General features: G+C 76.1%; 4 protein-coding genes and 1 pseudogene. All 5 read right to left on the minus strand.

The features are described 5' to 3' along the window. Nucleotides 1-633 (minus strand): 1-acyl-sn-glycerol-3-phosphate acyltransferase (locus tag AAHZ94_RS25605; protein ID WP_349995572.1); only part of this gene is annotated, 633 nt, incomplete at its 3' end. Further along, nucleotides 630-2,207: an NPN-dependent hydroxyacid isomerase, LarAH14/15/16 family gene (larAH, locus tag AAHZ94_RS25610; RefSeq protein ID WP_349995574.1), complete on the minus strand. Its 1,578-nt coding sequence runs from the start codon at nt 2,205-2,207 to the stop codon at nt 630-632. The genes larAH and AAHZ94_RS25605, both read right to left, overlap by 4 nt. Continuing rightward, nucleotides 2,204-4,522: an HAD-IB family hydrolase gene (locus AAHZ94_RS25615; RefSeq protein WP_349995576.1), complete on the minus strand. Its 2,319-nt coding sequence runs from the start codon at nt 4,520-4,522 to the stop codon at nt 2,204-2,206. Before AAHZ94_RS25615 ends, larAH begins: the two co-directional genes overlap by 4 nt. Nucleotides 4,523-4,863: 341 nt before the next feature. Then, complete coding sequence (gene larC / locus AAHZ94_RS25620) at nt 4,864-6,099, minus strand: nickel pincer cofactor biosynthesis protein LarC (RefSeq protein WP_349995578.1); 1,236 nt, start codon at nt 6,097-6,099, stop codon at nt 4,864-4,866. A 593-nt stretch (nt 6,100-6,692) separates the two neighbouring features. After that, nucleotides 6,693-6,906, minus strand: a pseudogene (locus AAHZ94_RS25625) (hypothetical protein); the annotation flags it as partial.

The following is a 6,906-nucleotide window of genomic DNA, read 5'->3' on the forward strand; positions in this document are numbered from 1 at the left end:
GGGGGGGGGGGGGGGGGGGGGGCCCGGGCGGGGCCGGGGGGGGGGCCGGGGGCCGCCGGGGCGGGGGGGGGGGGGGCGGGGGCGGGCGGCGCCCCGGCGCCGGGCCGCCTCCACCTCGCCGCGCCGGTCCACCGGAAACGCGTTGAACAGCAGCGCCGTCGCCGCGCCGGTCAGCCGCGAGGCGAAGAAGTGGTCGGCGGCGGCACCCACCGTCGTCCGCGCCGCGACGGCACCCGGCAGCGCCCCGAGAATCAGCGGCGTGTCGAGGTGGCTGGCGTGGTTGGACACGAACACCCCCGGGCCGCGCAGGCCCGCCCCCCGGTCGCGCCCCGTCACCGCCGGCCGGACGTGCGCCCACAGCAGCGGCTTGAACACCCCGGTGCGCAGCGCGTCCCGGGCCAGCGCGGCCGGCGCCGACCGCGCCCAGGCGGTACGGAAGGGCGCCGCACGCCGCGGCGGACGCTGCTCCGGAGGCAGCCCGCGCGGCAGCGGCGCCCGCCCGCGCCAGTCACGCCCCTGCCGCAGCAGCGCCAGGTCCCGGAGCCATCCCGTACCGGGCCCGGCCGCCGCCCGGCCGCCGCCCCACCGTTCGACGAACCACCCGGCGGACCCCCGCCGCTGGCCGCCGGTCACGAGACCGCCGCCATCGTCAGCGGCGGGGCGTGCAGATAGGTGATCTCCGGATGGCGGCCCACCGTGTGCGAGGCCAACTCCAGGGCGTCGGCCAGCGTGCTGGCCGCGCGGAACCCCAGCCGGGCGGCGACCGCGGGATCGGCCCCCACGAAGATCACGTCGCCCAGGTGCTCCAGCGCGTGCGCGCACCAGTACCACATGTAGAAGGGGTGAACCCCGTGGTAGGCGTAGCTGCGCCGGTACAGGTGCACGTACCACGGGTCGGTGGCGAACTGCTCCTCGAACTTGCTCTCCACCACCGCCGGATCGGTCGACCTGGACAGCACGTCCGCGTAGAAGTCGAGATAGCTCGGATGGTGCACCGTGTGGAACTCGTTCGGCAGCGGGTGGTAGAAGATCCCCACGCCGCCCCGCCGCACGATCGGCTTGTTCAGGTACATGTTGAACAGGTAGCCGAGCCCCATCGAGGCGACCAGGATCGGGTTCATCACCGAGTTCACGTTGTACGGGCACAGGTACGGCACGCCGAAGACGCCCACGTCCGCCTGGCCCGACACCGGAGTGACCTGCTGACGGTGCACCTGCCGCAGGGTCAGCGGGTGCACCGCGCTCGGCGCCCCGGCGGCCACGCTGGTCACCCCCCACGGCGCGGCCACCCGGTGGAAGGCCCGCCGGCGCAGTGCGGGCGCGAGCAACCGGGTGCCGCGCCGCGCCGCCACGTACGCGGTCTGGTCCGCCGCGCTCCACTCCCACTCGCGCTTGCTGAGGAAGCCGAGCGGGGCCGGGAAGGCGTCGTTGTTCAGCGCCGTCTCCACCGTGAAGACCTTGACCTGACCACCGATCAGATCGTGCATCCGGCCGTACGAGCGGTGCATGGCCGAGTGGTCCGGGTCGTTGAAGGAGCGCGAGTGCCGGAGGGTGTCCACGTTGTGGTGGTGGCGCAGGCTGCGGTAGCTGGCGAGGCCGACCGCCACCGACTTGGCGCCGCCGTTCATCGCCACCAGCGTGATGTTCACGTACACGATCAGGTCGCTCTCCGCGGCCCGCCGGTTGATCTCCACGTCCTCGCCGTGCCCGGTGCGGCCGAGGTGCACCAGGTTGGCGTGGTCCTCCGCGTCGTGGTTGCGCAGGTGCTGCGGGAAGAACGAGCGGAACACCCGGTCGCCCACCACATGGCGCAACTCGGCCGGCGTCATCCGCCGGTGCAGCGCGTTCGCCGCGAGCAACTCCACGTCGTCCACCCGGTGCCGGGCGGCCAACTCCAGTACGTGCTCGATGATCCGCTGTCGCACGTCCGGGCTGCGCATCGGCGGCAGCGGCAGCGACAGATCGTCGAAGACGATGGTCAGCCGCATGCCGGGGCGCAACAGCGCGGGCAGCGGCTCGATGCCGTGCGGCTGGTGCAGGGCATGGTCAATGGCCCCGTCCAGATCGCGGATGCCCGGCAACGAGGTGGGCGGATACACCACCCGGCTCCCCTCGGGCAGCCGTTCGAGACGGAACCCCTCGCCCTCGCTGACCAACAACGGCGGTGTGCGCCGGTCGACTTCGATGACCAACCCTGGCCTGCTCATGCCTCACTCCTCGGGGCCTCGTGGCGCGCGCCGGCCACGACCGCGTCGGCCAGCGCCTCCCAGCGGGTGCCTGGGTGCGTGCCCCAGCGCACGACGGGCCAGTGGTGGCGGGCCGCGTACCGGTACAGCCGCAGCTCGGGGTTGACCGCGCAGGGCCGGCCGACCAGGGAGAGGAACGGCCGGTCGGAGTAACTGTCGGCGTACCCGTACGAACGGTGCAGCGACAGGCCCCGCTCGCGGGCGTACTCCCGCAGCCAGGCGGCGCGCGCCTCGCCGACCACCGGCGGCGCGGTCAGCCGGCCGCTCAGCACCCCGCCCCGGCTCTCCAACCGGCAGCCGACGACCTCGTCGAACAGCGGGCGCAGCGGCTCGACGAGCACTTCGAGGCTGCCGGTGACCAGCACCGTGCGGTGCCCGGCGGCCCGGTGTTCGCGCACCCGCCGCACGGCATCCGGCAGCACCCGCCGCAACAGCGCATCGGCCAGCGCCTCCCGCACCAGCGCGTGCAACTCCGCCTCGTCGGCCCCGCGGTAGCGGTGCAGGAAGGCCCGGACGAAGGCGGCCCGGTCGCCCCGGTCCGCGTGCAGGTAGCGGGGCGCGGAGCACAGCAGGTCGAGCAGTTCGGCCGCGCGGGCGGGCAGCGGGCCCGAGGCGAGGCGGGCCCACAGATAGGACTCGACCATGTCGGCGGCGACGACGGTGCCGTCCAGGTCGAAGACCGCGGCGACGTCCTCACCCGGCGGCAACGCGCGCGCCGGCCGCTGTCCGCCGCCGCGCCCGACCTCGGCGCGCCGCGCCATGGCGTCCCGCAGCCGTCGGGTGACCCCGGGGCAGTGCACCTCCTGGAGGTAGTCGCGCCAGTCGAGCTGCCGCGGGTCGAAGCCGTGCTCGGCGGCGCGCTGCGGGGGCAGCGCTCCGTGCAGCGCCAGCAGTTCCCGGTCGTCGTAGCGGGCCTGGGCGCCGGTGTACGGCTGGTAGACCTTGAAGTAGTGGCGCTGTCTGGCGAGTTCGCCACGCCGATGGTGCAGCCGCTCTTCCCTGGCCAGGGTGCGTTCGCTGGTGGGCAGCCACTCCAGGGCGCTGGCGGCGGCTGCGCTGGCCCGTTCGGCGAGGCCGATGGCGGCCCGCACGCGCCCTGCGTCGTGGAACTTCCACCGGGCGTGTCGCAGATGACCGTACCCGGCCGGGTCGGGCAGCGGGTGGCGGCGGAAGTAGGCGTCCAGGTGGTCGTGGAGCGTGCCGTAGGTCAGCGGGTTGCTGCTGCCCGAGCCGACGTGGAAGTAGTGCGGCGCACCGGGCGCGGCCGGCGCCGCCGCGGCGGCCAGCACGGCGTTGACGACCAGGTCCACCGGGATGACGTCGAGCACGGCGTCCTGGGCACCCGGCAGGTCCCACATGGTGCCCGTGCCGTAGTCGATGATCAGCGGGTCGAGCATCTTGTGCCCGTCGATCCACCCCGGGTACGGGTGGCGCAGCGCGCTCTCCACGATCGCGGGCCGCAGCACCGTCAACGGCCGCCCGGCCCACAGCTCCTCGGTGGCCCGCTCGGCCAGCGCCTTGGTGAAGGTGTAGACGTCCGTCCAGCCGAGCGAGGTGGCCCGGGCCCGCCCGTACTCGACCAGCTGCCGCTCCACCCAGGCCGACCTGGCCGTCTCGGTCTGCGCCGCCACCACCTGGTTGCCGCACGGCCCGTGTGCCCGGCGGGCTTCGCGCAGCAGCCGGCGCAGCACCTCGGGGCGGCGCGAGTCCCGCTCGACCTCGGCCCGGGCCCGCTCGGCGCTGGCCGTCTCCTGCCGCCAGTCGACCCGGTGCCGTAGCGGCTCCTCGCGCACCTGGCCGTGGCCGGGCGCGGAGACGAACGCGGTGGAGACGTACACCAGGTGCGGCGGGACCGGCTGGCGGGCCAGCCGCTCGCACAGCCCGGCGGCCCCGGTGACGTTGGAGCTGAACGCCTCGTCGATGGGCGGGTCGAAGGTGACCGCCGACGCGCAGTGGATCACCGTGTCGATGTCGTCGGGCAACTCCGGCACGTCGGCGAGATCGCCCTCGACGACCCGCACCCGGCGCCCCGCTTCGGCCAGCGCCTCCGCACCGCCGGGCCTCTCGTGCCAGCGCCGAAAGACGTCCTTGCGGAGCAGCCGCACCAGCCGGTCCCGGGCACCACACCCGCCCCGGCCGCGCATCAGCAGCGTGACACGGGTGTCGGGATGATCGGTGAGCAGCCGTTCCAACACGGCCTGCCCGATGAACCCAGTGGCCCCGGTGAGCAGGACGTGCGCCCCCTTGAGACTGGCGACGGTGTACGTACGCGGCATGACGTCCTTCCGGGGTGAGGGCGGGGAACGGCGGGAGCGGGGGCGTTGGGTGGGGGAGTGCTGGGGGTGGGAAGGCCCGGTGTGGGTGGGCTGTGTGCGGGGCTGGGATGTGTGGGGGCGGGTGGCTGGGTGAGGAGGAAGGGGCGGGTGGTCCGGTGTGGGATGCTGGGGAGGGGTGGGTGTGCGGGGGCCGCGTACCGGAGCTGGTGGGTTAGGTGGGTTGGTTGGGTTGATCCGGGACGGCCGGGCCGGGTGGGCCGAGCCCGGACCAGCCGGGGCAGACAGGCCGAACGGGCGAGCAGGCCAGCCGGACCAGCCAGGGTTAGCCGGACCAGCCGGGGTTAGCCGGGGCCGGGTGGCTGGCGTGGTACGGCGCGGGCGGGGCGTTCGCGGAGGTATCCGCTGACGGCCGCCGCGCACACCTGGCGCACCGGCCACCCCAGCGCCCGCGCGGCCCGTTCGGCCTCGGCCAACTCCGGTTGTACGGTCAGCTCGCCGCCGGGCACCTCGGCGATCTTGACCGGCACCTGCTGCTCCCGCCCCGGCGGCCCCACCTGCACGGTGGTGGACCGGCGCGGCAGCGTCGTGCGTTCCTGGACGGACCAGCGCACGCCGCGCGTCGTGGTGTGCCGCAACAGGGCGTCGGCCCCGGCCGGCCTGACCTCCGCCGCGCACAGCGCGGTCAGCAGCCTGCCGGGCCTGCCGTGCCGGCCGCCGGTGCCGGTCGTCCAACAGTCCCAGGCGCCTGCCGCGCGCACCGCCTCCAGGACCGAGGGCCAGAGCCGCGGGTCGAGGTCGTCCACGGTGCTCTCGACCACCACCACCTCGCCGTGCGCCGCAGCCTCCGACGCGGCGGCGACGGCCCGGCCGAGTACCACCCGGGTGATGTTGGGCCGGGCCGAGCAGTCCCGCCGCCCGCCACCGACGCCGACGGCCCGTACGGTCATGGCCGGCACCGGCCCGGGTTCGGCCAGCGCGGCGACCAGCGCGGCTCCGGTGGGCGTGGTGCGTTCGCCGGGCAACTCGCCGGCGGCCAGGGCGAGTCCGCGCCGGGCGGCGATGTCGAGCACCGCGGGCACCGGCACCGGCATCGTCCCGTGCGCGCCGGTCACCTGGCCGTGCCCGGCGGCAAGCGCGGAGCAGGTCACCACCGCGCGCGGGGCGAGCAATCCGAGCTCCGCCAGGGCCGCCGCACAGCCGACGACGTCCGCCAGCGCGTCGTACGCACCGACCTCGTGGAAGTGCACCTGCTCCGGGGTGGTGCCGTGGGCCGTGGCCTCGGCGGCGGCGAGGAGTTCGAAGACGCGCCGTGCGTAGCGGGCGGCGGCCGGCTCCAGCGGGGCGGCGGCCAACAGGGCGAGGACGTCCGACAGGTGCCGGCTGCGATCGGGGACGGCCGGCCGCTCCACCTCCACGCGCAGACAGGCCAACCCGCCGCGACGGGCGCGCTCGGTGCGCACGGCGAGCCCCGGCACCTCCAACGAGGCCACCGCCCCGGTGACCGTGTGCAGCGCGGCGCCCGCGTCGAGCAGAGCGGCCAGCAGCATGTCGCCCGCGACGCCGGCGGTGCAGTCCAGGTGCGCGGCGGGTACGTGCCGCGCCGCGGCGGGCCCGTCCGCGCACGGCGCCGGGGGCTCCGCCGTGTCGCACGGCTCGGGCGCGGGAGGTCCGGCGGCGGGCGCGGCCCCCTGGTGCGGCCGACGGGCGGGCGCGGCTGGTGGCGATGCCGGGGGCCGGGGCGCTGAAGGCTGTGGCTCGGACGGCCGTGGCGCTGACTGCTGAGATGCGGACGGTTGCGGTTCGGACGGCCGTGGCGCTGCCGGCTGCGGCCCTGCCGTCCGTGGTGCTGCTGGTCCGGCGTCGTGCGGGCGCCGGCGCGCCGGGGCCTGGCCTGCTTCGGGCGTCTCACTCATCGGGTGCCTCTTCCAGCGTGCTGTCGGGACACCCCCGCGCGGCCTGCACCGCCGACGGCCCCTCTGACCTCCTACGACGGCCGGGCCCACCGGCTGCCACCTGACTGCCCACCGGCCGCAACCGTCCGGGGTGCGGGGGCTCCGGGCGCTGGGGCTCCGGCGTTGATCGGGGGTGCGGCTGGGACCGGAGGCGCGGCCCTGGCCGGAAACCTGGCGCCGCCCGCCCCGGGCCCGGCCGCGCGCCGGCGGCCCGCCGCTCACGCACCGTGCACCGCGCGGACAACCTTCGCCGCGTGCACCGCGGCGCCGAACCCATTGTCGATGTTGACCACCGTCAGGCCCGGCGCGCAGGTGGCGAGCATCGCTCCGAGGGCGGCGAGTCCGCCCGCCCCCCCCCCCGACCCCCCCCGCGGCCGGCCCCCCCCCCCCCGCGCCCCCCCCCGCCCCCGGCCCCCCCCGGGCCGAGCCCCC

Source organism: Streptomyces sp. HSW2009, assembly GCF_040240285.1.
GTDB lineage: Bacteria > Actinomycetota > Actinomycetes > Streptomycetales > Streptomycetaceae > Streptomyces.